This is a genomic window from Achromobacter deleyi (assembly GCF_013116765.2).
In the GTDB taxonomy this organism is placed as follows: domain Bacteria; phylum Pseudomonadota; class Gammaproteobacteria; order Burkholderiales; family Burkholderiaceae_B; genus Achromobacter; species Achromobacter deleyi_A.
The window spans coordinates 1,290,408-1,313,025 of sequence record NZ_CP074375.1 but is presented as its reverse complement, the minus strand read 5'-3'; the positions used below and the strand labels follow the sequence as shown (position 1 = coordinate 1,313,025).

Below are 22,618 nucleotides of genomic sequence, written 5' to 3'. Positions count from 1 at the left end.
TACTAATAATTTATCTATATTTCATCAATAAAAAATAACCTTAAGCCGTAAAAATTCCCTCATTTCGAGGGAATACCCCTAGGGGAGCCAACTGCTTTCAGGCCCGGAATCAGGGCGCTGACCAACCCATGGGCAGATTGGCCCGGATCAACCAGCCGGCGATCGAAATGCGCGCCGCGATGTCGGGCATGGGGTCGCCCGGGCCGAACCAGCGCGCGTCCGCGATCTCGTCTTCCTGGATGCGGATGTCGCCCGACACGTAGTCGGCCGTGAACGCAACCATCAGTGAATGCGGAAACGGCCAGGACTGGCTGCCGAAGTACTGAAGATTGCCGACCTTCAGTCCGACCTCCTCGTAGATTTCCCGATGCACGGTCTGCTCGATGCTCTCGCCCGGTTCGACGAAACCTGCGAGCGCCGTGTAGCGGGCCGTGGCGGTCGTGGTGTGACGCGCGAGCAGGATGCTGTCGCCCTTGCGGATCAGCACCATCATCGCCGGCGAGATGCGCGGATACGCGGAAAAACCGCAGGACGGGCAACGCAGGCAGAACTCGGTGCTGACGCGCTGGGCCGGCGTGCCGCATACGCCACAGAAGCGATGCGTGCGCGCCCATTCGCTGATCTGGTAGGCGCGCCCGGCCAGGGCCATGCGCTCATCGTCCAACACGCCAAACAGCGAGCGCAGCTTCTTGAACGCGTAGCCTTCGGGGGCTTCCAGGCCGGGATCGACCTGCGCCGTGCGGTACGGCGACTCGGGCAGCATCCATACCGGCTGCAACGTCGTGACGGATACGCCGATCCGCTCGCATATCGAGATGTCCGGCAAGACGCTGGACACGGCTTCGACCAACAATTCATCACGGCGAAAAACGAAATTCACACGATCCTCGGCAGCTCGTTTCGATAAAGCGATCTTAGAAGAAAAACCGGCGGCCGACGCATGGAATTCATCGCGACAAAGAAGATTGAAACCTCAATTATTAACAACACAAGGTCTTAGGATTAACCCGTAAAAGCGCGTTTTCATGGGCTTTGTGACCACCTGGCAACATAGAATGGCACGGCTTTTCAGCGGCGTGTAATCGACGCGGCGCTCTCTTTCGCAATGCCTATCGGGCAAGACCCGTCTCCACCATTCGCAAAGAAGGACCACACATGTACAAGAAAATCTCCTTGTTGACCGGCGGCATACTCCTGGCTTTCAGCGCGGGCGCGCAGGCCCAGACCAAATGGGATCTGCCCAGCGCCTATCCCGCCAGCAACTTCCACGTCGAGAACCTGACCTCCTTCGTCAAGGACGTGGACACGCTGTCGGACGGCAAGCTGAAGATCACGCTGCACAACAATGCGTCGCTGTACAAGGCCCCCGAGATCAAGCGCGCGGTACAAGGCAACCAGGCGCAGATCGGCGAGATCCTGCTGACCAACTTCGCCAACGAAGACCCGATCTACGAATTGGACGGCCTGCCCTTCCTGGCCACCGGCTATGACGCGTCGTTCAAGCTGTACCAGGCGCAGAAGCCGTTCCTGGAAAAGAAGCTGGCGGCACATGGCATGACCCTGCTTTACGCCGTCGCATGGCCGCCCCAGGGTGTCTTCGCCAACAAGGACATCAAGCAGATTTCGGACATGAAGGGCCTGAAATGGCGCGCCTACAGCCCGGTAACGGCCAAGATCGCCGAACTGGTCGGCGCGCAGCCCGTGACGGTGCAGCAGGCCGAGCTGGCCCAGGCGCTGGCAACCGGCGTGATCGATTCCTATATGTCGTCCGCGTCCACCGGCTATGACACCAAGACCTACGAGTACATCAAGAAGTTCTACGACACGCAGGCCTGGCTGCCCAAGAACGCCATCATCGTCAACAAGAAGGCCTTCGAGGCGCTGGACCCCGCCACGCAGGAAGCCTTGAAGAAGGCCGGCGCACAAGCCGAGGAGCGCGGCTGGAAGCTGTCGCAGGAAAAGAACAAGTGGTATCAGGCCGAGTTGGCCAAGAACGGCATGGAAACCATCGCGCCCACGGTTGAGCTCAGGGAAGGCCTGAGCGTGATCGGCAAGCGCATGCTGGAAGACTGGCTGAAGAAGGCCGGCGCGGACGGCCAGGCCATGATCGACGCCTACAAGAAGCAGTGATATCGCCATGCGCCGCTTTCTGGATGGTCTCTACGGCGCGGCCGGCCTGCTGGCCGGCCTGTGCACGATAGGCGTGCTGGTCTCGGTGCTGGCGGCGATCATCGCCCGCCAGCTCAGTTTCAACATCCCCGGCACCGACGCCTATGCCGGCTACTTCATGGCCGCCGCCGGCTTCCTGGCCCTGGCCAGCACGTTCAAGCATGGCGAGCACATCCGTGTGACGCTGCTGCTGAATTCGCTGGCGCCCGCGGGCAGTCGCCGCCTGGACCTGTTCGCCCTGGGCGTCGGTTGCCTTCTGGCCGCCAACTTCGCGTTCTTCAGCATCAAGCTGGCCTACGACTCCTGGCAGTTCAACGACATCTCCACGTCCAACGACGCCACGCCGCTCTGGATCCCGCAGATCAGCATGGCGGTGGGCACGGTCCTGTTCCTGGTTGCCCTCCTCGACGAGCTGGTCCGGCGCTCGCGTGGCCTGGCCGCCGCCACTTCGCAGCAAACCCATGAATGAACTTCTCGTCATTTCCTTATTGGTCGTATCGATCTTCGTGCTGCTTGGCTGCGGGGTCTGGGTCGGGCTGACGCTTGCCGGCACCGCCTGGATCGGAATGGAGATATTTTCCAGCCGCCCGGCGGGCGACGCCATGGCCGTCACCATCTGGGGCGCGTCCTCCAGCTGGACCCTGACCGCCCTGCCGCTATTCCTCTGGATGGGAGAGATCCTGTTCCGCACGCGCTTGTCCGAAGACCTGTTCAAGGGACTTGCGCCCTGGCTGAACCGGCTGCCCGGGCGCCTGCTGCACACCAACGTGATCGGCTGCGCGATCTTCGCGGCCGTATCGGGCTCGTCGGCGGCCACCTGCGCCACGGTCGGCAAGATGACCATCCCCGAACTGACGCGCCGCGGCTATCCCGAGGAGAAGATCCTCGGCACGCTGTCGGGCGCCGGCACCCTGGGCCTGCTCATTCCGCCCTCGATCATCATGATCGTGTACGGCGTGGCGGCGGACGTGTCGATCGCCAAGCTGTTCATTGCCGGCATCGTGCCGGGCATCTTGCTGGCGCTGCTGTTCAGCGGCTACATCGCCTGGTGGGCCATCCGCAACCCCGGCCAGGTGCCGGCGGCGGATCCCGGCCTGTCATTCATGCAGAAGCTGTCGCGCTCGCGCCACCTGATTCCAGTGATGCTGCTGATCGGCGCCGTGCTGGGTTCCATCTACACCGGCGTCGCCACCGCCACGGAAGCGGCAGCGGTCGGCGTGGTGGGCGCGCTGATCCTGTCGGCGCTGCAAGGGTCGCTTAACCCGTCCACCTTCAAGCAATCGCTGCTGGGCGCCACCCGCCTGTATTGCATGATTGCGCTGATCCTGGCGGGCGCGCAGTTCCTTACGCTGGCCATGGGCTATATCGGCCTGCCGCGCGCGCTGGCGGAATGGATAGGCGGGCTGGGCCTGTCGCAGTTCTGGCTGATCATGGCGCTGATGGTGTTCTTCATCATCCTCGGCTGCTTCCTGGATGGCATTTCGATCGTGGTCCTGACCATGGGCGTGCTGCTGCCGACCGTGCAGGCCGCCGGCATCGACCTTATCTGGTTCGGCATCTTCATCGTGTTCGTGGTGGAAATGGCACAGATCACGCCGCCGGTGGGCTTCAACCTGTTCGTGCTGTCCGGCATGAGCGGGCGGGAACTGCCCTATATCGCGCGCGCCTCGCTGCCCATGTTCTTCCTGATGATCCTGGCCGTGTTGCTGCTCTACGCCGTACCCGGCATCGCCACCTGGCTACCGCTGCACATGACGCTATAAACCGGTGCGCATCGCTACGCAAGCCACGAAAACCCCGTTCTTGGAACGGGGTTTTTTTCACCCCAGCCGGCGATCGTTCTGCTGATCGCCGATTTTCGAACTATGTAAACCAGGGAAAACGCCAAAAAAAATCGGCCCTGTGCCTTGCGCAACTTTTCTAGAATCCCCTGGCGTTCATGCGCAGCACCAACATCGCGCATTCATGCATCGAGGCCAACGCTCCGGACCCGCGCTTACCCAAAGCGTCGGTGCAGCGGCCTGGCGCCAGACGATCCGCCTAGCGCCACAAGCCGGGCCACAAGCGCGGCGCAACCAAGAAAATCAGCTACACCAGGAGGAGTCCCACGTGAAACGAATCAACTTATCTCTCGCCGCGGCGAGCCTCGGCTTGGCCGCCGGCGCCGCTTGCGCCGAGACCAGCGTCACCCTGTACGGCATCGCCGACGTCAGCATCCGCTACCTGAGCACCAGCGCCGGCAGCGTTGGCGAAGACGGCAGCCGCGTGTCGATGGAGAACGGCGCCATTTCCAACAGCCGCTGGGGCCTGCGAGGCTCGGAAGACCTGGGCGGCGGCAACCGCGCCTTCTTCCGCCTGGAAAACGGCATCAACCTGCAGAACGGCAGGGGTTCCGATACGACCAAGGCCTTCAGCCGCCTCGCCTATGTGGGCCTGGATGGCGGCGGCGTCGGCATCCTCACCCTGGGTCTGCAGAACACCCCGATGTTCGACCTGCTGGCCGACTACTTCGACCCGCTGACCGTCGGCAACTACGACCAGAACGCCTGGCTGCCCGCCGCCATGTCGCGCGTGCGCACCAACAACATGACCAAGTACGCCAACACCTTCGGCAATCTGGCCGTCGTGGCGTCCTGGGCGAATGGCGAAGATTGGGACGACCACAAGGCCGGACAGCAGTACGGCGCCAGCCTGCGCTACACCGTCGGCCAGCTGGGCCTAGGCGCGGCCTACCAGCAAACCTACGACGGCACGGATTCGGACCTGCGCCAGCGGGTGTGGAACCTGAACGCCTCCTACCAGTTCGAGGGCGCCAAGGTGTTCGCCGGCTACTTCAACGGCCGCGACGAAACCGGCTGGGTCAACGGCGTCATGGGCGGCACCACCACCGCCACCCTGGACCGCAAGGACAACGGCTACTTCGCCGGCGTGACCTGGCAGGCCACCCCGCGCTGGGCGATCACCGGCGCCGCCTACTACGACCGGAGCGAGAACGTGGTCGTGGAAGGCGACAAGGGCAAGCGCTACGCGCTGGTCGCCGTGGCCGAATACTCGCTGTCCAAGCGCTCGCAACTGTACGGCACCGTGGACTGGAACAAGGTCAGCGACGCCGCCAGCGGCGAAATCGCGGGCAAGAGCAACCAGGTGGGCGCGGCCGTGGGTTTCCGCCACATCTTCTGACGCTCCCCACCCGGGGGGTTCAAGCCGCACGCAAGCCAGCGCCCGCTGGCTTGCGGCCCGCGCCGATTGCCGCTAGATTGTGGCGGGAAGCACCGCGACAATTCCCCAACATGTACCGGCCTACCGCATGAGTATCTCGAATGCCTGCGCGCCCGCGTGGTCTCTTTGCATGATCCGCGCCGCAAGGACAGCCGTGCTGTCCGCAGGCCTGGCGTTGCTGGCGGCGTGTTCTTCACCCGTCCAGCTGATGCCCACGCCAGTGAAGTTCACGACGGGCCAGATCGATCCCTTCGAACACAAGGAAGCCAAAGGCGCCGGCACCGCCATACCGCTGCTGTACGCCACGAATCGCGCGGTGTTCCTTGAGTCGCGCCAGCCGTTCTATTCCATATTTCCAAGCGATACCCTGCGATTGGGCGTGGCGCAGGTGCAAATCGGCGATGGCACGCTCGACTGGGAACAACTGCGCAGGCTCTCGACCTCCGCAAGCGAACGGGGCCGCCCGGTGCTCAGCCTGGAACGAATGGAAGAGCTGGTTGCGCTCACTCCGCAAAGCGACGTGGAATCCTCGCCAGAGGCCCAGGCCTACTTCGCCCTCATCAACCAGGCCCTGGAAGTCAGCCAGCACCGGGACCTGATCATCTACGTGCATGGCTTTAACAACGCGGTGTGGCGAGGGACAGCGCAGGCGGCGCAATTCCATCATTTCACGGGTCGCCAGGCTGTCGTCCTTGCCTTCCTGTGGCCCTCGGCCGGCAGCTTGCTTGCCTACGCCACCGACGTGCGCTCAGCCAGGGCTTCCGTTCCCGCATTTGCCCGCTTGATAGAGCTGCTTTCCAAGAACACAAACGCCGAGCACATCAATGTGCTGGCGTTCAGCGCGGGCGCCCGGATCGCCAGCGAAGGACTGGCGTCGCTTGCCCAACCCAAAGAAGGCGAAACGCGCGAGGAACTGCGCGCGCGGCTGCGCCTGGGGCAAATCTATTTCGCGGCGCCAGACGAGGACACCTATCGCTTCGTGACCGATCTGCGCCAGTACATCGATCTGACGCAGCGGGTCAGCCTGGGCGCCAACCTGGGGGACCGCGCCTTGAGATTCGCGGCGCGTCACCAGCGCGCGTCCCGGGCCGGGCGGCCCAGCGCCGACGACCTGACCGAAGAACAGGTGGAATTTGTGAACGCGGCGTCCCAGCGCCTGAATTTCGACATGATCAGAGTGGACCCCCGCAACATCCCCGGCCTGGGGGCCCGCGCGCACAGTTTCTGGTTCAGCAATGCATGGGTCAGCAGCGATGTCCTGATGCAGTTCCTGTGGCATAAATCCCCCGCGGAGCGTGGGTTGCAGGAGAGCTTCACGCCCGAGGGGATGCGCTTCTGGACCTTCCCGGTGGACTACGATCAGCGCGTCGAAGCGCTGATGCGGGCACGCTGACCGCTACATCCCCAGGTAAGCCCGGCGCACCTCGTCGGACGCGGCCAGTTCGGCCGCTTCGCCCGACAGCGCCACCCGCCCGCTCTGCATCACATAGGCGCGCGCGGCCACTTCCAGCGCCTGCGCCATGTTTTGCTCCACCAGCAGCACCGACAGGCCATCGTCGCGATTCAAGGCCGCCAGGGCGTCGAACACCTGCTCCACCAGCAACGGCGACAGGCCCAGGCTGGGCTCGTCGATCAGCAGCAGCCGAGGGCCGCTCATCAACGCCCGACCGATGGCCAGCATCTGCCGCTCGCCCCCGGACATCGTGCCCGCCAGCTGCTCGCGCCGTTCCTTGAGCCGCGGAAACAGCGTGTAGACACGCTCCAGGCGTTCCCGGTAGATCCGTTCGTCCCGCACGGTATAGGCGCCCAGGCGCAGGTTCTGCTCCACCGGCTGGCGCGCGAACACGCGCGCGCCTTCGGGAATCATGGCGATCCCCTGCGTCACGAGCTTGTCCGGCGACGTGCCCGTGATGTCGCGCCCTTCGAAGACGACGCGGCCTTCCTTGGGCTTGACCGACCCGATGATGGCCAGCAAGGTGCTCGATTTGCCCGCGCCGTTGGCGCCCAGCAATGCCGCGATCTCGCCCGGGCGGACTTCCAGCGAAACCCCCCGCACCGCCTGCACGCCGCCGTAGGCCACGCTCAGGTTCTCTACTTTCAGCATCGCATCAGGCACGGTGCTTTCTCCCAAGATAAGCTTCGATGACGGCGGGATTGCGCACGATTTCCTGCGGTGCGCCCTCGGCGATCATCTGGCCGAAGTTCAGCACCAGCACCCGTTGCGCCAGACGCATGACGACCTCCAGCACGTGTTCCACGATGATGAGCGTGACGCCCGCCGCGTGGATGCCGCGCAGGATTTCCGCCAGCGCGATGGCTTCCGCCGGGTTCAGGCCGCCGGCCACTTCATCGAGCAGCAGCATGCGCGGTTCGGTGGCCAGCGCCCGCGCCAGCTCCACCCGCTTCTGCCCTGCCACGTTCAGGTCGGCCGCCTTGACGTCGGCGCGGTCGGCAAGCCCCACCAGCTCCAGCACGCGCGCCGATTCGCGGCGCGCGTCGGGCAGGCGCGGATGGCGCAGCAGCGCGCCCACCATGGCGTTCTCCAGCACCGTCATCTGCCCGAAACTGCGCGGGATCTGATAGGTGCGGACAAGGCCCATGGCCGCCACCTGCTCGGGCCGCCGGCCTATCATCGACTGGCCGTCGAAGGTCACCGTGCCCGAGGTCGGTTCATGGTGGCCCACCAGGCCGTTGAACAAGGTGCTCTTGCCCGCCCCGTTGGGGCCGATGATGGCGACGATCTCGCCGGCGTCGACCGACAGCGAGATATCCTTATTCGCCACCAGCCCGCCAAATCGCTTGGTCAGGTTTTTAACGTCCAGCAGAGCCACGGCGCCTCCTCAATGTGACCAGGCCACCTGGCAGGAACAGCGTGACCAGCAGGATGGCCAGGCCGAAGATCAGCAGATCCAGGCCCATGCCGGAACTGCCCCACAGCACGCGCGTGCCTTCGGACAGCGGCAGCAGCACCGCCGCCCCCAGCCACGGCCCGATCAGGGTGCCGACGCCGCCCAGGATGGTGACCAGCACCACCTGCACCGACATCGTCAGGCTGAACATGGATTCGGGATCGATGAAGCCCACGTACATGGCGAAGAAGCCGCCCCAGACGCCTGTCATGCCGGCTGACAGCACGAACGCCAGCATCTTGTAGCGGTCGGCCGGCACGCCCAGACTGCGCGCGGCCGCCTCGTCGCCGTTGATCGCGCGCCAGTAGAAGCCGGTCTTGGAATGCACCAGGAAGAACGTGGCGCAGAAGGTCAGGAACGCCAGGCCCACCGCGATCCAGTAGTACGGCACCTTGCTGCGGAACAGCAGCATCCATGCGGCGTCGCCGATGGGCGCCTCCAGTCCGACCGCCCCGCCCGCCCACTCCCAGTTGATCAGCAGGAGCAAGCCGATCTGCAGGAGCGCGATGGTGGCCATCGCGAAGTAATGGCCGGACAGCCGCAGCGTGGGCCCGCCCACCAGCAAGGCCAGCGCCGCGCTGATCAGCCCGCCCAACGGGATGCCGATGATGGGCGTCAGCTTGAGGTGATGCAGCAGCAGCAAGGTGGTGTAGCCGCCGACCCCCACGAACACGCTGTGGCCGAACGAGATCCGGCCCAGGAAGCCGCCGACCAGGTTCCAGCAGGCGCCCAGCGCGCCGAACATGATCGCCAGCAGCAGTACCTGCAAGGTGAACGAGTCCGTCACCACCAGCGGCACCAGCGCCATCACGATGGTCGCCGCAAGCGCCACGGCGATGGGCCATTTCGGCACGCCCGAGGACGTGGTATCGATTTTCTGTGTCGTCTTCATTTCACCACCGCCCGAACAGGCCGCGCGGCCGATACCAGAGAACCAGGATGAACAGGATGAACACGCTCACCGTCTTCAAGGCCGGCGCGACGAAGTATCCCGTCATGGCCTCGATGATGCCGATCAGTATGCCGGCGATGAAGGCGCCCGGCAGCGAGCCGAAGCCGCCCATGCACACCGCCACGAACGCCAGCAGGCCGAATACCGTGCCCACCGAAGGGAACACATAGAAGAACGTCGTCAGCAAGGCGCCGGCCAGGCCGACCGCCGCGCTGCCCAGCATCCAGACCTGGGCGTTCACCCGGTCGGGCGAAATGCCCACCAGCGCCGCGACCTGCCGGTCTTCCGCCACCGCCTGCAGGGCATGGCCCCAACGGGTGCGATACACCAGCACGAACAGCGCCACCACCACCACCAGCGCGACCAGGCCGGTGACGACCTGCGGCCGCCCCAGCGAAATGCCCGCCACCGTGACGCTGCCGGACACCAGGGTGCTGGGCAGGCTGCGGTAGTCGGGGCTGAAGGCGATGAAGGCGACCTGACGCAGCACCAGCCCAAGGCCAAAGGTGGCCAGGATCACCGCCATGGCGGGCCCCTTCTGCAGGCGCCGGATGATCAGGGCGTAGGTGAGAAATCCGACAAAGGCGAGCGCAATGGCCACCAGCGGCGCCGACAGCGTCGGGTCGATATGACCCAGGGTAAAGAGCCAATAGGCGGCATACATGCCCAACATCAGGAACTCGCCGTGGGCGAAATTGATGACGTCGGTGATGCCCCATATCAGCGCCAGCCCCACCGCCACCGCGGCATAGATCAGGCCATTGAACAGGCCTGCCGAGAGAGCTTCAAACATGGAGTGCTCCTGTGGCGGGCCCCCGCGGCCCGCCACGTCAGACCGAGGGTTACTTCCAGGCGAACGGCAGCGTGGGCAGGCTCTTGTCGGTGCGGAACTTCTCCGGCCAGACCGTCTGGTAGGACGAACCCTTCAGCTCCAGGATCAGGCCCGATCCCTTGGTGTTCTGGCCCTTGGCGTCGAACTGCACGCCAGCCCAGGGCATGGCGACTTGCGCCTCGCCCAGGTCGGTGGCGGCCAGCGCCTTGCGGATGGCCTCGGGGTCCGTCGAACCCGCCCGGTTGATGGCGTCGGCCAGCACCAGCACGCCCTGCATGGAACGGGCGTTGTTGCCGTTGAGATCCTTGCCCGTCTTGGCCTTGTACATCTCGTTGATCTTCTTCAGGCCGGGCTTGGCGGCGGCAACGTCGTTGCCCCAGACGTCGCGCGTCAGCACGCCCTGCACTTGCGGCCCGACTTCCTGCACGAAGCGCGAGTCAATAAAGCCGGCGTCGTTGGCCAGCAGCACCGGCGGCGCATACTTGCTTTCGCGCATGGTGCGCACGAACAGCATGGCGTCGGACGTGTAGCTGGCGAAGATCGCGACGTCGGGCTTGGCGGCCGCCAGCTTCTGCACTTCGGCGGTCACCGAGGCCGAGCCCGCGCTGTAGGCGATGTTGGCGACCAGCTCGCGCTTGTATTGCTTGGCGAACTTCTCCACGGCCTTGTAGGTGTTCACGCCGAAGTCGGTGTTCTCGTACACCACGGCGATCTTGGCGGTCGGCACGGCTTTCACGCCGTCCAGGAACTGCATCATGTTCTCGACGAAGGTGTCGTCATTGGGCGAGGTCCGGAAGAACCACTTGTAACCGCGCTCGGTCAGGTCCGGGCTGCTGGATTCGCCGTTGACGTAGGGAATGCCGCGCTGTTCCGCGATGCGGCTGGCGGTCTTGGTCACGGCGGACTGATAGGCGCCGGTCAGGGCCACCACCTTTTCCTGGTCGATCAGCCGCTGCGCGTCGGCCAGGCCGACTTCGGGCTTGCCCTGGGAATCCCCGAACACCACTTCGAGCTTGGCACCGCCCAGATTGGGCAATCCGCTGCCCGCGGCCAAGGGAATACCCTCGAGCTCGGGGTGGGGGTTGTTGATGATATCCACGGCCAGTTCCACGGCCGCCTTGATTTCGGAGCCGGTGGACGCCAGGGCGCCAGACAGCGGATAGATCGCGCCTATGCGCACGGTCTTGGGCTGCGCCTGTACAGGCGTGACGGCCAACAGCGCCAAACTCGCGGCGACACCCGCAATGAGCTTCATCTTCATTACTAGACTCCTGGAATGAATCAACCATGTATGAAAGCAATGCAATGGGCGGGGCTGATCGCCCCGCTCAGGAACCTGCGGACTTGCGGCAACCGGCCGCCCTCCGGTCAACCGGAAGGGGCTGGTTCCTGAACTGTTGTCGCCATTTCCCCTTGTCCTTTAATGGATCGTTTTGGTGGCACAACCTGGGTACTGCTGAAATTCAAGCGTGTAGTTTTGACAGTTACCGGTTGACGCTGGACCGGGAGGCCTTGCCTGGAAGGACTAAAGCACCGCCATGCGGCTGTTGATCAGATCGGTGACCAGCATGTGGCCGGGCGCATGCGTGATGCAGAACTCCGGCCGCACCGCCGCCACCACGGACTGCGGCGTGACGCCGCAAGCCCAGAATACGGGCATTTCCCCTTCTCGTATCTCTACAGCGTCACCATAATCCGGCCTGCCGATGTCGGCAATCCCGATCAACGAGGGGTCGCCGATATGCACGGGCGCGCCGTGCACGGAAGGAAAGCGCGAAGTGACCTGGATGGCGCGGATGGCGTCGGCCGCCTTCAGGGGCCGCATGGACACGACCAGCGGACCGCCAAACACGCCGGCGGCGTTGGTCGGGATGCTGGTCCGGTACATGGGCACGTTGCAGCCCTGCTCGATATGGCGCACCGGCAAGCCGTTGTCCAGCATGGCTTCCTCGAAGGAGAACGAGCAGCCGATCAGGAACGACACCAGATCGTCGCGCCAGATGTCGCGGACATCGGTGGGCTCGGCCACCAGTTCGCCGTTCTTCCAGACGCGGTAGCGCGGGATATCGCTGCGGATATCGATGTCCTGGCCCAATTCAGGCAGCGCGGGATCGCCCGGCTCGGACATGGCCAGCAGCGGACACGGTTTGGGATTGCGCTGGCAGAAATGCAGGAAGTCCGCCGCCAGCGCGCGCGGCAGGATAGCCAGATTGGCTTGCACATGCCCCGGGGCAAGGTTGGCGGTGGGTCCGGTCAGCTTGCCGCTGCGCGCGTCCAATCGCGCCTGGCGGGCCAGTTCCACACTGCTGCGCACTGCAAAATCCGATGCCATGCCGAACCCCTCTTGTGACCATGTAGGTATGGAGACATTGCACAGGAACCAAGGCCAACCGTCTAATCACATGTTCCGATAGACCCCGATCAAAATTCCTTATCAGGGTTATGCCGGATGGCGCAATGCCTCTTCGCGCGCAATTTGCTGCGCTGCTTCGGCCACCACGCGTGGAATCTGGCTGTCCGGACCCTGCATCCAGCAGGCCGTGTAGTGCAACGGCGGCAAGGCGGGCGCCCTGACGTCCAGGATGCGCAATTCACCCTGCGCCAGTTCCTTGTGCAGGATGACCGGCGCGATCACCGCCGTCCCGATGCCGTCCTGCGCCATCCGCACGATGACACTCAATGCGGAGCTGCCGTACATGCGGGGCGACTCCACGCCTGCCTGCTGCAGCAACTGGCGGACGGCCCGGTGCGGGTCGGTGGTGGACGAATAGGTGATGACCGGCCATTCGGCCAGGCGCTTGAGCGAAATCGGCTGGCGCCCGACCTTGAGCTTGGGGCTGGCCACCCAGCTCAGCGGGTAGTTGCACAGATAGAGGTTTTCGACCCTCGGCTCTTCCATGGGGCCCAGCAGGAAGGCCAGGTCGATCTGGCGCGACGCCAGCTGCGTTTTCAGCATGGTGGTCGTGTCCACCTGGATCTCGACCATCAGGGCCGGATAGGTGTCGTGCAGGTACTCCATCAGGGTGGGCAGCCAGGTGTGGACGATGGTCTCGGACACCCCCAGCCTGAGCGTGCCGCTCATGATGCTCTTGGCCTGGGCCGCTTCCTGCATGTCGCGGCGCATTTGCAGCATGCGCTCGGCGTGCGAGAGCAATTCGCGCCCCTTGCCGGTGAGCTTGATGCCGCGCACATCGCGGTCGAACAAGCGCACGCCGAGGTCCGCTTCCAGCGTGGCGATGCGTTGGGAGATGGCAGGCTGGGTGGCGCTGAGCTTTTCGGCCGCCGCGCGGAATCCGCCCAGCGTGGCCACCCAGAAAAACGTCTCGATGTTGCGCAGATCTATCATGGGGCCCCGGTCCGGCGTATCCAGCCTTCATCTTAGCGCCGGGCGGTCGCGGGCGGACGGGCATCCCCTGCCCGCCCGTCTTCGCGGACGATCAGCGGCCTGCGAACAGGTCCTCGACCGCCAGGCCGATGCCCAGGATGCGGCGGTCGGTGCCGTTGCTGCCGGAGATCATCAGGCCGACCGGCGCCGTGCCTGCCGCATGGCAAGGCAGCGACAGCGCGCAGCCATCCAGGAAATTGATCAACGTGGGGTTGCGCAGGATCAGCCCGTTGGCCGCGTAATAGGCTTCGTCGGACGCCTGCAGGTCCGCCACCGCCGGCGCCACGATGGGCGTGGTGGGCATGATCAGGGCGTCATAGCCCGCGATGCGGTGATCCACGGCCGCCACCCATGCCTCGCGCGCGTCCAGCAAGTCCAGGTAGTCGGCGGCGCTCATGTCCTGGCCGCGCATGATGCGCGATACCACGCGCGGGTCGTAGCGCTTGCCGGCGCGGGCGATCAGGCCGCGGTGCCAGGCCCAGGCTTCGGCGGCGGTGAAGCCGCCCTTGCTGTTGATCGCCGCCAGCTCGGCGAATTCGGGAATCGCGATCCGGTCGACCAATGCGCCCGCATCCTGCAGGCGCTGCACGGCGGCGCCGAAGCTGTCGGCGACGTGCTTTTCCATGGCGTCCAGCGCCAGCGTGGTCGGTATCGCCAGGCGCAGGCCGCGCACGGGCAGCGCCTCCGGCGCCGGGCCGCCGTCGCCCGACAGGATGGCGTCCAGTTCCGCGCAGCAGCGCACGCTGGCGGCGATGGGGCCGATGGAGTCCAGGTTGGCCGACAGCGGCAGCACGCCGGCCATGGACACGCGCCAGGCGCTGGGCTTGAAGCCGGTCAGGCCGCACAGCGCGGCCGGAATGCGCACCGAGCCGCCGGTGTCGGAGCCGATGCCCGCGACGGCCATGCCGTCGGCGACCGACACGGCCGCTCCCGAGGAAGAGCCGCCGGGAATGCGGCCCGTGGCGCGGTCATAGGGGTTCAGCGGAGTGCCGTAATGGGGGTTGATGCCCAGGCCCGAGTACGCAAACTCGGTCATGTTGGTGCGCCCGATGATGACGGCGCCCGCGGCGATCAGCCGCTGCACGACCTCGGCGTTGGCCTCGGCGGCCGGCTCGCCTTCGCGCGCCACCGAACCGGCCATCGTGGTCTCGCCTTCGATGTCGAACAGGTCCTTGATGCTGATCGGCAGGCCATCCACCACCGACCGGGTGATGCCGGCCGCGCGCAGCGTGTCGGACGCGCGCGCCTGCGCCAGCGCCGAGTCCGCATACAGCCTGGTGTACACCCGGGCGCCCTCGCCCGCTACGTCCTGGGCGCGCGCCAGCGCGGCTTCGGTCAGCGCCACGGAAGTGGTTTTGCCCTCACGCAGGGCCAAGTTCAGATCATTCAGGGTCGAAACCATAATTGTCCCAATGCCGCCTTGCGGCGTAAAAGTGCGGAGCCGGGGTCAGGCGACCACGGGCAGCGATTCGACATGATAGCGGTGGCGCAGGCTGCGCTGGCGGCGCGGATCATGCAATTCCATCGTGAAGTCGGCGGCCGGGCGGATACCGCCGATGGCGCCCACGGTGCCGCAGGTCATGCCAGCCCCTTCCGGCAGGACGGCGCCGCCGCCCGTGTATCCGGCGATCAGGTCCTGCGGCGTACGCAGCGTGGACAGCGGGCCCTCCTGATACAGCACTTCCACGCCGTTCTCGACGATATAGGAGCGGATGACCAGTTCGTCCCAATGATCGGCCACGTCGGCCATGCGCCAGGCTCCGGTCGCCACGGGCTTGACGCAGACCTGCTTGGACATGGCCACGCTGACCGTTTCCAGCTTGCGGTCGGTGTGGTCCGAAGCGATGCTGACATACATCTCGCCATCCACCGCGAACACGAAGGTCTCGACCTCGCCGGAGGACTCCCCGCCCAGCGCCTGCACGGTCTCGGCCTGGGTCAGCTGGTTGTCGGCGATGCGGTAGTACAGCGGCACGCTGCTCGGGCGCGGCACGCCGATGGCGGCCAGTTCCTCGATGTGGTGCTCGATGGCGGCCATGTCGCGGCCGGCCCAGCCCGCCACGATCACGGTGTTGAAGTCCACCGCCACCTTGCGGGGATTGGCGTCGTCGATCTTGAATACGGCTTTCATGTCTGTCCTGCTGAAATAGGGAGCGGGTGACGGGATCCCGTCACCCCGGACGCACGCGGGTCCGAATCGGAGGGTCGGAGCTGAACCTCCGCGCGCTGTTTGTCGATGCGCCGCCATTGCATCGCCCAGGACGTGCCGCGTCCAATCGTATGTTGCGATGTGGGGGTATAAATATTTCTTGGGTCTCGTCGCGAGGCTTGCGCGAAGCTGCCGCGCATGAAGCGCCCGCGCGGCTTTGCAGGCGACGGCCGCGGCCGGTTCGCGCGGCGCCCGAGCTGGAATGCTCGTCGCGGCCGCGCGATCCGCTGGGGAAAACACCTACGCCGGGACGCCGTCTCCGGCCTGCTGCGCCACCTTCTGCGCCATCTGCGCGATGATGCGCACGGCGTGGCTGTCCGGGCCTTGCACCCAGGTCGCGGTAAAGCTCAATTCCGGCAGCGGATCGGCCTCCACTTGCAGGATGCGCAGCTCGCCGCGCGCCAGTTCCTTGCCCAGGAACACCGGCGCGATCACGCTGGTGCCGATGGCGTCCTGCGTCATGCGCACCACCATGGACATGGACGCGCTGCCGTACATGCGCGGCGTAGTCACCCCCGCCCGCGTCAGCATGTCGCGCACCACGCGGTATGGCGCACTGTTGGACGGATAGGTGATGATGGGCAGCCTGCCTATCCGGTCCAGCGTCAGGGGTTCCGCGCCAAGATCCAGCAAGGGACTGGCCACCCACGCCAGCGGATACGTGCACAGCGGCAGGTTCTCGACCCGCGCTTCCAGCACCGGTCCCATCAGGAAAGCCAGGTCTATCTGGCGGGACATGAGATGCGTGCGCAGCACATGCGTCGTGTCCACTTCGATCTCCAGCACCAGGGCCGGATAGGTCGTGTGGACCAGCTCGATCAGCGTGGGCAGCCAGGTCTGCACGATGGTCTCGGCCACGCCGATCCGCACCGTGCCCGTCATGACGTTCTGTTCGCGCGCGGCCTCGAACATATCGCGCCGCACCTGCAGCATGCGTTCCGCGTGCGACAGCAGTTCATGTCCCTTGGCGGTCAGCTTGACGCCGCGCGCGTCGCGTTCGAACAGTTTGACGCCCAGGTCCGCCTCCAGCGAAGCGATGCGCTGCGAGACGGCGGGCTGCGTGGTATTGAGCTTTTCCGACGCGGCGCGAAAGCTGCCCAGCGTGGCGACCCAGAAAAAAGTTTCGACGTTGCGTAGTTCTATCATTGGCCTGTTCCCCCGGCGGGATGAGCGTATCATGTCAGCCGCCAACAGCCTGCCACCACCAAGGAGCTTGTCCATGACCCCGGCCGATACCGGTCGCCCGCGCCCCGGCGCGTCCGCCGCGCGCGGCCCGATGTTCGGGGTGCTGCTGCTGGTGCTGTCGATGTGGACGCTGTCCTGTCTGGACGCCAGCGGCAAATGGGTCATGAACGCCGGCGTGCCCTTGCTGGTGCTGTCGTGGTTCCGCTATGCGATCCATCTGGTGCTGGTGCTGGCCCTGGTGCTGCCCACCCGCGGCCTGCGGGTGCTGCGCAGCAACAAGCCGCGCGAACAGCTTATCCGCGGCGGCTCGATGTTCCTGGCCACGCTCATGTTCTTCACGACGCTGAGCTACATTCCGCAGGCCGAGGCCACGGCCATCAACTTCCTGGCGCCGCTGCTGGTGCTGTCGCTGGCGCCCTGGATCCTCAAGGAACCCGCCCGCCTGTCGCGCTTCGTCGCGGCCGGCATTGCCTTCGTCGGCGTGATCATCGTGATCCGCCCGGGCGGCGGGCTGCACCCGATCGGAACGATATTTGGCCTGCTGACGGCCTGCTGCTTTGCCGCGCAATTCATCGCGACCCGGCGCGTGGCGGGCGACGACCCGTTCACTTCGCTGATCTGGAGCGGCGCGGTGGGCACGGCCTGCCTCACGCTAGCCCTGCCCTTCATCCTGCCGCCCGCCCTGCCGGTGCTGCAGGCCTTGAGCCCCCTGGACTGGGTCCTGCTGATTTCCACCGGCATCACGGGCTGCGTGGGCCATCTGTTCCAGATCGCCGCCTACCGCCGTGCCCCCGCCTCCACGCTGGCGCCGTTCATCTACCTGCAGATCATCAGCGCCACCTCGGTGGGCTGGCTGGTCTGGGGCCATTTTCCCGATCCGCTGACCTGGCTGGGCATTGCCATCATCTGCGCCAGCGGCATGGGCATCGGACTGCTCGAATGGCGCCGCAGCCGCATCCAGGGCGCCGCCCTGGCCCGCCCAGCCTCCCGCTGACCCGGCGGCCGTCGGCGCGGGGGAGCCGCCTCCCGTACAATGCTCGTCGCCTTTTGCGCTTTCCCGCAGCGGCCATCCCCGGCATCCCCCAAACGAGGTCTTCATGATCATCAAGCCCCGTGTGCGCGGCTTTATCTGCGTCACCACCCATCCCGTCGGCTGTGAAGCCAACGTCAAGAACCAGATCGACTACGTGAAGGCGCAAGGACCGATAGCCGGGGGCCCGAAGCGCGTGCTGGTGCTTGGCGCGTCGACCGGATATGGGCTTGCCGCCCGCATCAGCGCGGCGTTCGCCTGTGGCTCGCAGACGCTGGGCGTCTTCTTCGAGCGTCCCGGCGATGCCGGCAAGGCCGGCACGCCCGGCTGGTACAACAGCGCGGCCTTCCACAAGTTCGCGGAGGCCGAAGGCCTCTACGCCAGGAGCATCAACGGCGACGCCTTCTCCGACGAGATCAAGGAGAAAACCATTGCCGCGATCAAGCAGGACATGGGTCAGGTCGACCAGGTCATCTACAGCCTGGCCGCGCCGCGCCGCACCCATCCAAAGACCGGGGAAGTCTTCAACTCGACGCTCAAGCCCGTCGGCCACGCCGTGAACCTGCGCGGCCTGGACACCGACCGCGAAGTGATCAAGGAATCCGTGCTGGAGCCCGCCACGCAGGCCGAGATAGACGCCACCGTCGCGGTGATGGGCGGCGAGGACTGGCAGATGTGGATCGACGCCCTGCTTGCGGCCGGCGTGCTGGCGGAAGGCGCCACCACCACGGCCTTCACCTATCTGGGTGAAAAGATCACCCACGACATCTATTGGAACGGCTCCATCGGCGCCGCCAAGAAAGACCTGGACCAGAAGGTGCTGGACATCCGCGCCAAGCTGGCCGCGCGCGGCGGCGACGCCCGGGTGTCGGTGCTCAAGGCGGTGGTGACGCAGGCCAGTTCAGCCATCCCCATGATGCCGCTTTACCTGTCGCTGCTGTTCAAGACCATGAAGGAAGACGGCACGCACGAAGGCTGCATCGAGCAGGTGTACGGCCTGTACCGGGACAGCCTGTGCGGCGCGGAACCGATCCTGGACCAGGAAGGACGCCTGCGCGCGGACTACAAGGAACTGGATCCGGGCGTGCAGTCGCGCGTGCAGGCGCTGTGGGGCCAGGTCACCAGCGACAACATCTACCAGATGACCGACTTCGCCGGCTACAAGCAGGATTTCCTGCGGCTGTTCGGATTCGAGATCGATGGCGTGGACTACGAGGCCGACGTCAATCCCGTCGTGGAAATCCGCGGCCTGATCTGACCTTGCGGCAAGACGCGCGGCGGCGCCCTGCCACCGGCAACCGCCAGCCCGCGCGCGCCGCTGCTACAGGTACTCCAGCGTGACGACATAGCGCCTGGGCGCTGCGTCCTTCGCCTGCCCGCCCTGGGGCGCAAGCGCCCGCATATAGGCTCTGACGGGACGATTCGGGGATTGCGTGCTCCCGCTGGCGGAGGCCCGGCAAATCACCTGGGGCTGTACCGCGGGCACTTGCATCGCCACCCGCGCCCGGCACCCGGCGGGTTCGACGATTTCCCCGGTGAAGTGGATGGTTCCTCCGTTTGCGCTGACCGCCATGGGAGCGAGCATGCAGACAAACAGCGACGCAAGCACTGACGAACGGATAGCCATGACAACTCCTTGAGCGTAGGCAAGAACAGGAAGCCGCAACCGCCTTCCTGTTCCTATTACGGCACTTCCGCGCGGAAGCTAAGCCCTGCCTTGCCCGGCTCCATTCCCCGCCGGGGTATGTCAGCCAATCAATTGCGCCGCATCAACTCCAGCAGCCGGTCCAGGCCGCCCTCGTCTATCGCCACCATGGCCTCCTGCCTGACCGCCGGCTTGGCCCGGTAGCCCACCGACAGCCCGGCGGCGCGCATCATCGGCAAGTCGTTCGCGCCATCGCCCACCGCGATGGCGCGCTCCGGCCCCACGCCGAGCGACGCGCACACTTCCAGCAGCTTGCGGCGCTTTTCGTTGCCATCGCAGATGTCTCCCCAGCCTTGTGGCAGCAGGCGGCCCGTGAGCCGGCCTTGCGTCACTTCCAGCACGTTGGCGCGCACGTCGTCCAGCCCCAGCCGCAAGCGCAGGCGGTCCGTGAAGCACGTAAAGCCACCCGTGACCAGCAGGCAGGTCAGACCCGCCGCCTTGCACGCCGCGATCAACGCCTCGGCGCCCGGGTTGATCCGCAGGCGCTGCTCATAGACTTCGTCGAGCGCTGCCTCCGGCATGCCGGCCAGCAGCGCCACGCGATCCCGCAAGCTCTGCTTGTAGTCGACGATTTCGCCGCGCATGGCGGCCTCGGTCAGCGCCGCGACTTCCGCCTTCTTGCCCATCAGGTCCGCCATCTCGTCCAGCGTCTCGATCGAGATCAGGGTGGAGTCCATGTCGAAGGCGATGACTTTGTAGTCGGACAATGCCAGCGGCGGCGTGATGCCGCGCCAGCTCAGGCCCGGAACCGTCGAGGATGCAAACATGGGGATTCCTTGTCTATGCGGGATGAGGAGGATGGTGTCTTTGCGTGCACAGCCATTGGATGAACAGCTGCGCCGACGCCGCCGCCGGCCCATCCTGCCGGTACAGCGCATGGATGCCGGCGTTGGGCAGATGAGGCAGGGAGAAAAGCGGGCGCAACCGGTCGGCTCGGATGTCGTCTTCCAGCAGGCACCAGGGCGCCAGCGCGATTCCAAGATCGTTCATCGCCGCCTGCATGCACAGGAACTGGTGGTCGAAGACCGGACCGGGCAGTTGCGCGGGCACGTCCACCTTGGCCAGCGCGAACCAGCGTGGCCAATGGTCCATGCCACCCGATATCTTCAGGAGCGGATGCCCCAGGCAGTCGGCGGGCGCGGACAGGCGGTTGCGCTCGATGAAGCGCGGGGATGCGACCGGCACGTGGAAATCATCCAGGCAATGCACGCAGGCCAGGTCGGATTGCGCCATGTAGCCATGCCGGATCAGGACGTCGCTGCCGACGTCGCCTCCCCGGTCCAGGAACGGCCGGCCCTGCGTGCTCAGCTGCACATCAATGCCGGGATGCAGGGCCTGGAACGCCGACAGGCGCGGGATCAGCCATTTCATGGTCAGGGACGGCGTGGCGCACACGCGCAGCGCGCCGCCATACGCGGGCGATTTGAGCTTGGCCGTGGCCGCCGCGATGCGTTCGAGGCTGGCCTGGACCTCCGGGAAATAGGCCTGGGCGCAAGGCAGCAGCGCCACGCCGCGCGCCTCGCGGGCGAACAGGGGCTGGCCCACATACTCTTCAAGAATGCGGATCTGCTGGCTGACCGCGCTGTGCGTGATGCTCAGTTCGTCGGCGGCCGCGGTGAAACTGCGCAAACGCGCCGCCGCCTCGAACACCCGCAAGGCCTTCAGCGGCGGCAGGCTGTGCCCCGCCATCTCAAGCGACGCCCGCCCGGGCACCGGCCAGGCGTCGCGCTGTGCTGCTCTTTCCCACGTTTACCCTTGTCGTCTATTTATTTTCGGCGCGCGGCCTGTTCCGGCCACTGCCCCATCCTGCCGCATTCTAGGGGATAGCCGGCGAGCCGACCTCTTAGAAAATCTAACGCCATGCCTTAAAAAACACTGCTGGTCGCGCGCCTGGCCCGTTCCTATGATGCCCACAACCTCAAGCAGGAACTCAATATGGCATCGATCACGGTAGACGGCATCGTCAAGACCTTCGGCGGGCAGCAGGTGCTGCGCAATCTTTCCCTGCACATTCCCGACGGGGCGTTCTATACGCTGCTGGGCCCCAGCGGTTGCGGCAAGACCACCTTGCTGCGCTGTATTGCGGGTTTCCATGCCCCCGACGGCGGACGCCTGCTGTTCGACCAGGACGACGTGACCCATGTGTCCGCGCACCGCCGGGACATCGGCATGGTGTTTCAGGACTACGCGCTGTTTCCGGACAAGACCGCCTTCGACAACGTGGCCTACGGACTGCGCGCCCGCGGCGTGGCGCGCGCCGAGATCACGCGGCGCGCCAACGAGGCGCTGGACAAGGTGGGGCTTCTGCCCCTGGCCGACCGCTACCCCGCGCAGATGAGCGGCGGCCAGCGCCAGCGCGTTGCGCTGGCGCGCGCGCTGGTCATCCGCCCCCGCGTGCTGCTGATGGACGAGCCGCTGTCCAACCTGGATGCGAAGATGCGCCTGCAGATGCGCGACGTGATCCTGGACCTGGTGCGTGAGGCCGGCATCACCACCGTGTTCGTCACGCACGACCAGGAAGAAGCCCTGGCGATGTCCGACCGCATCGCCATCATGGACCACGGCAACATCGCCCAGCTGGGCACGCCCGAAGAGCTTTACGGCACGCCCGTCAACGCCTACGTCGCGGATTTCATCGGTTCGGCCAATGTGATTCCGGTGCCGGCCCGCAGCGGGCTGGCCGGCGCGCCCGACGGGCATGTTCGCTATGAACTCTGCGGCCTGGGATTCGACGGCATGCAGGGCAGCGCGGGGCTGGATGCCCAGGGCGTGCTGATCGCGCGCCCGGAGGAACTGGCCTTGATGGCGCCGGCCCCGTATGTGCCCAACACCCTGCCCGGCAAGGTTCTGCGCCGCCAGTACCTGGGCTTCAAGACCGCGTACCGCATCGCGCTGGACAACGGCTCGGAGATCCGCGTGGAACTGCACGCCGGCAATATGGTCGCGCAGTTCCAGCCGGGCGAAGCCGTGCAGGTGCTGATTCCCGCCGACAGCCGCGTCGTCAACGCCTGAGGATGCGCACG

General features: G+C 65.7%; 22 protein-coding genes. 8 read left to right on the top strand and 14 right to left on the bottom strand.

From position 1 onward, the window contains the following. Nucleotides 1-109 precede the first annotated feature (109 nt). The gene (gene nudC / locus HLG70_RS06040; protein ID WP_171663475.1) at nt 110-880 is read right to left on the bottom strand and encodes an NAD(+) diphosphatase; all 771 of its coding nucleotides are present in this window, start codon (nt 878-880) and stop codon (nt 110-112) included. Nucleotides 881-1,155: 275 nt separating this feature from the next. Here nudC and HLG70_RS06035 point away from each other — a divergent pair, with 275 nt between their 5' ends. The 5 genes from HLG70_RS06035 (at nt 1,156) to HLG70_RS06015 (ending at nt 6,781) form a co-directional block, all read left to right on the top strand. After that, entirely contained in the window at nt 1,156-2,130 is a 975-nt protein-coding gene (locus HLG70_RS06035; protein ID WP_171663476.1) for a TRAP transporter substrate-binding protein, read from the top strand. A gap of 7 nt (nt 2,131-2,137) precedes the next feature. Then, complete coding sequence (locus HLG70_RS06030) at nt 2,138-2,638, top strand: TRAP transporter small permease (protein WP_171663477.1); 501 nt, start codon at nt 2,138-2,140, stop codon at nt 2,636-2,638. After that, nucleotides 2,631-3,932, top strand: coding sequence for a TRAP transporter large permease (locus tag HLG70_RS06025; protein WP_171663478.1), 1,302 nt, complete (start codon nt 2,631-2,633; stop codon nt 3,930-3,932). The genes HLG70_RS06030 and HLG70_RS06025 overlap by 8 nt, the downstream gene beginning before the upstream one ends. 346 nt (nt 3,933-4,278) lie before the next feature. Further along, nucleotides 4,279-5,349 carry a porin gene (locus HLG70_RS06020; protein ID WP_171663479.1) on the top strand — a complete coding sequence of 357 codons (1,071 nt, stop codon included), beginning with the start codon at nt 4,279-4,281 and terminating at the stop codon, nt 5,347-5,349. Between the two features lie 127 nt (nt 5,350-5,476). Further along, entirely contained in the window at nt 5,477-6,781 is a 1,305-nt protein-coding gene (locus HLG70_RS06015; RefSeq protein ID WP_171663480.1) for an alpha/beta hydrolase, read from the top strand. A 3-nt stretch (nt 6,782-6,784) separates the two neighbouring features. Here the strand turns inward: HLG70_RS06015 and HLG70_RS06010 are convergent, their stop codons facing one another. From HLG70_RS06010 to HLG70_RS05965, 10 genes are all read right to left on the bottom strand, one after another. Further along, entirely contained in the window at nt 6,785-7,492 is a 708-nt protein-coding gene (locus tag HLG70_RS06010; protein ID WP_171663964.1) for an ABC transporter ATP-binding protein, read from the bottom strand. 4 nt (nt 7,493-7,496) lie between these two features. Continuing rightward, nucleotides 7,497-8,219: an ABC transporter ATP-binding protein gene (locus HLG70_RS06005; protein ID WP_171663481.1), complete on the bottom strand. Its 723-nt coding sequence runs from the start codon at nt 8,217-8,219 to the stop codon at nt 7,497-7,499. Beyond that, nucleotides 8,200-9,189: a branched-chain amino acid ABC transporter permease gene (locus HLG70_RS06000; RefSeq protein WP_171663482.1), complete on the bottom strand. Its 990-nt coding sequence runs from the start codon at nt 9,187-9,189 to the stop codon at nt 8,200-8,202. Before HLG70_RS06000 ends, HLG70_RS06005 begins: the two co-directional genes overlap by 20 nt. Before the next feature lies 1 nt (nt 9,190). Further along, entirely contained in the window at nt 9,191-10,042 is an 852-nt protein-coding gene (locus HLG70_RS05995) for a branched-chain amino acid ABC transporter permease (protein ID WP_171663483.1), read from the bottom strand. Nucleotides 10,043-10,091: 49 nt separating this feature from the next. Then, the gene (locus HLG70_RS05990; RefSeq protein WP_171663484.1) at nt 10,092-11,342 is read right to left on the bottom strand and encodes an ABC transporter substrate-binding protein; all 1,251 of its coding nucleotides are present in this window, start codon (nt 11,340-11,342) and stop codon (nt 10,092-10,094) included. 264 nt (nt 11,343-11,606) lie between these two features. Next, the gene (locus HLG70_RS05985; protein WP_171663485.1) at nt 11,607-12,413 is read right to left on the bottom strand and encodes a putative hydro-lyase; all 807 of its coding nucleotides are present in this window, start codon (nt 12,411-12,413) and stop codon (nt 11,607-11,609) included. Nucleotides 12,414-12,521: 108 nt separating this feature from the next. Then, nucleotides 12,522-13,427 (bottom strand): LysR family transcriptional regulator, encoded by a 906-nt coding sequence (locus HLG70_RS05980; RefSeq protein WP_171663486.1) that lies wholly within the window; start codon nt 13,425-13,427, stop codon nt 12,522-12,524. 91 nt (nt 13,428-13,518) lie between these two features. Next, on the bottom strand, nt 13,519-14,868 hold the full coding sequence (locus tag HLG70_RS05975; RefSeq protein ID WP_171663487.1) for an amidase: 1,350 nt from the start codon (nt 14,866-14,868) through the stop codon (nt 13,519-13,521). 45 nt (nt 14,869-14,913) lie between these two features. Further along, nucleotides 14,914-15,597 (bottom strand): DUF2848 domain-containing protein, encoded by a 684-nt coding sequence (locus HLG70_RS05970; RefSeq protein WP_171663488.1) that lies wholly within the window; start codon nt 15,595-15,597, stop codon nt 14,914-14,916. Between the two features lie 318 nt (nt 15,598-15,915). Beyond that, nucleotides 15,916-16,821, bottom strand: a complete 906-nt coding sequence (locus HLG70_RS05965) for a LysR family transcriptional regulator (RefSeq protein WP_171663489.1) — start codon at nt 16,819-16,821, stop codon at nt 15,916-15,918. Between the two features lie 73 nt (nt 16,822-16,894). Here HLG70_RS05965 and HLG70_RS05960 point away from each other — a divergent pair, with 73 nt between their 5' ends. Both HLG70_RS05960 and fabV read left to right on the top strand, forming a co-directional pair. Next, on the top strand, nt 16,895-17,854 hold the full coding sequence (locus tag HLG70_RS05960; protein WP_171663490.1) for a DMT family transporter: 960 nt from the start codon (nt 16,895-16,897) through the stop codon (nt 17,852-17,854). Between the two features lie 103 nt (nt 17,855-17,957). Then, nucleotides 17,958-19,148 carry an enoyl-ACP reductase FabV gene (fabV, locus tag HLG70_RS05955; RefSeq protein WP_171663491.1) on the top strand — a complete coding sequence of 397 codons (1,191 nt, stop codon included), beginning with the start codon at nt 17,958-17,960 and terminating at the stop codon, nt 19,146-19,148. Between the two features lie 63 nt (nt 19,149-19,211). Here fabV and HLG70_RS05950 read toward each other — a convergent pair whose 3' ends face one another. The 3 genes from HLG70_RS05950 to HLG70_RS05940 form a co-directional block, all read right to left on the bottom strand. Then, the gene (locus HLG70_RS05950; RefSeq protein ID WP_171663492.1) at nt 19,212-19,517 is read right to left on the bottom strand and encodes a hypothetical protein; all 306 of its coding nucleotides are present in this window, start codon (nt 19,515-19,517) and stop codon (nt 19,212-19,214) included. A 128-nt stretch (nt 19,518-19,645) separates the two neighbouring features. Further along, a complete protein-coding gene (serB, locus tag HLG70_RS05945) occupies nt 19,646-20,362 on the bottom strand; it encodes a phosphoserine phosphatase SerB (RefSeq protein ID WP_171663493.1) in 717 nt (238 codons plus the stop codon). A gap of 13 nt (nt 20,363-20,375) precedes the next feature. Next, nucleotides 20,376-21,284, bottom strand: a complete 909-nt coding sequence (locus HLG70_RS05940; protein WP_171663494.1) for a LysR substrate-binding domain-containing protein — start codon at nt 21,282-21,284, stop codon at nt 20,376-20,378. Between the two features lie 246 nt (nt 21,285-21,530). Between HLG70_RS05940 and HLG70_RS05935 the strand changes: the two genes are divergently transcribed. Continuing rightward, nucleotides 21,531-22,607: an ABC transporter ATP-binding protein gene (locus HLG70_RS05935; protein WP_171663495.1), complete on the top strand. Its 1,077-nt coding sequence runs from the start codon at nt 21,531-21,533 to the stop codon at nt 22,605-22,607. Nucleotides 22,608-22,618: the final 11 nt, after the last annotated feature.

Bases quoted from the DNA above. Each gene is read 5' to 3' on its own strand.
- HLG70_RS05970 (WP_171663488.1), bottom strand. From the start codon at position 15,597: ATGAAAGCCGTATTCAAGATCGACGACGCCAATCCCCGCAAGGTGGCG.
- serB (WP_171663493.1), bottom strand. From the start codon at position 20,362: ATGTTTGCATCCTCGACGGTTCCGGGCCTGAGCTGGCGCGGCATCACG.
- HLG70_RS05980 (WP_171663486.1), bottom strand. From the start codon at position 13,427: ATGATAGATCTGCGCAACATCGAGACGTTTTTCTGGGTGGCCACGCTG.
- HLG70_RS05950 (WP_171663492.1), bottom strand. From the start codon at position 19,517: ATGGCTATCCGTTCGTCAGTGCTTGCGTCGCTGTTTGTCTGCATGCTC.
- HLG70_RS05985 (WP_171663485.1), bottom strand. From the start codon at position 12,413: ATGGCATCGGATTTTGCAGTGCGCAGCAGTGTGGAACTGGCCCGCCAG.
- HLG70_RS06000 (WP_171663482.1), bottom strand. From the start codon at position 9,189: ATGAAGACGACACAGAAAATCGATACCACGTCCTCGGGCGTGCCGAAA.
- HLG70_RS06035 (WP_171663476.1), top strand. From the start codon at position 1,156: ATGTACAAGAAAATCTCCTTGTTGACCGGCGGCATACTCCTGGCTTTC.
- HLG70_RS06015 (WP_171663480.1), top strand. From the start codon at position 5,477: ATGAGTATCTCGAATGCCTGCGCGCCCGCGTGGTCTCTTTGCATGATC.
- HLG70_RS06010 (WP_171663964.1), bottom strand. From the start codon at position 7,492: ATGCTGAAAGTAGAGAACCTGAGCGTGGCCTACGGCGGCGTGCAGGCG.
- HLG70_RS06030 (WP_171663477.1), top strand. From the start codon at position 2,138: ATGCGCCGCTTTCTGGATGGTCTCTACGGCGCGGCCGGCCTGCTGGCC.
- HLG70_RS05935 (WP_171663495.1), top strand. From the start codon at position 21,531: ATGGCATCGATCACGGTAGACGGCATCGTCAAGACCTTCGGCGGGCAG.
- HLG70_RS05940 (WP_171663494.1), bottom strand. From the start codon at position 21,284: ATGGCGGGGCACAGCCTGCCGCCGCTGAAGGCCTTGCGGGTGTTCGAG.
- HLG70_RS05965 (WP_171663489.1), bottom strand. From the start codon at position 16,821: ATGATAGAACTACGCAACGTCGAAACTTTTTTCTGGGTCGCCACGCTG.
- HLG70_RS05995 (WP_171663483.1), bottom strand. From the start codon at position 10,042: ATGTTTGAAGCTCTCTCGGCAGGCCTGTTCAATGGCCTGATCTATGCC.
- fabV (WP_171663491.1), top strand. From the start codon at position 17,958: ATGATCATCAAGCCCCGTGTGCGCGGCTTTATCTGCGTCACCACCCAT.
- HLG70_RS05990 (WP_171663484.1), bottom strand. From the start codon at position 11,342: ATGAAGATGAAGCTCATTGCGGGTGTCGCCGCGAGTTTGGCGCTGTTG.
- HLG70_RS05975 (WP_171663487.1), bottom strand. From the start codon at position 14,868: ATGGTTTCGACCCTGAATGATCTGAACTTGGCCCTGCGTGAGGGCAAA.
- HLG70_RS05960 (WP_171663490.1), top strand. From the start codon at position 16,895: ATGACCCCGGCCGATACCGGTCGCCCGCGCCCCGGCGCGTCCGCCGCG.
- HLG70_RS06025 (WP_171663478.1), top strand. From the start codon at position 2,631: ATGAATGAACTTCTCGTCATTTCCTTATTGGTCGTATCGATCTTCGTG.